This window comes from Leisingera sp. ANG-M1, from assembly GCF_000813745.1.
Lineage (GTDB): Bacteria > Pseudomonadota > Alphaproteobacteria > Rhodobacterales > Rhodobacteraceae > Leisingera.
Genome location: NZ_JWLC01000016.1, coordinates 813 through 1,315 on the forward strand (window position 1 = coordinate 813; position 503 = coordinate 1,315).

1 pseudogene is annotated in these 503 nt (G+C 57.9%); it reads left to right on the forward strand.

Going from position 1 to position 503, the window contains the following annotated elements:
- Positions 1 to 218: 218 nt before the first annotated feature.
- Positions 219 to 503, forward strand: a pseudogene (locus RA19_RS14375) (OmpA family protein); the annotation flags it as partial.

The window sequence follows — 503 nt, forward strand, 5'->3', positions numbered from 1 at the left end:
CCGCCAGCACCGCCAGCCGGATCCCATTCAGTAAGAAACGCACGCACCTGCTCCATTCCTGGCCCCGAAAGGCCGCTTCCCAATTCTTAAGGGTATTTGGTTACGAAACTATCGCGTCCCTTGCACCCGGCAGCAAGACTGCTGTTAGTCTGGGTGCAATCTCTATGCCCCCGCCCACGGGCTGGGGCCTCTCGTACGGCAACCCGAATGGATCGCACATGCTTCGCATAACCCTTTCACTTTTAACAGCTTTCCTGCTGCTGACCCGTCCGGCCCTCGCGACCGGGCCGTTTGAGCACGGCTGGCAGCTCAACGCCGAATCCTCCGCCATCCGATTCATATCAATCAAAAAAGGCAGCATTGCGGAATCGAGCCGGTTTGCAGCTTTTTCCGGCGGCATCTCCGAGCAAGGCGACGCCAAAATTCACATCGCGCTGGATTCCGTCGACACTTCGATCGACCTGCGCAACGTGCGGATGCGGTTCCTGTTTTTTGAGACCTTC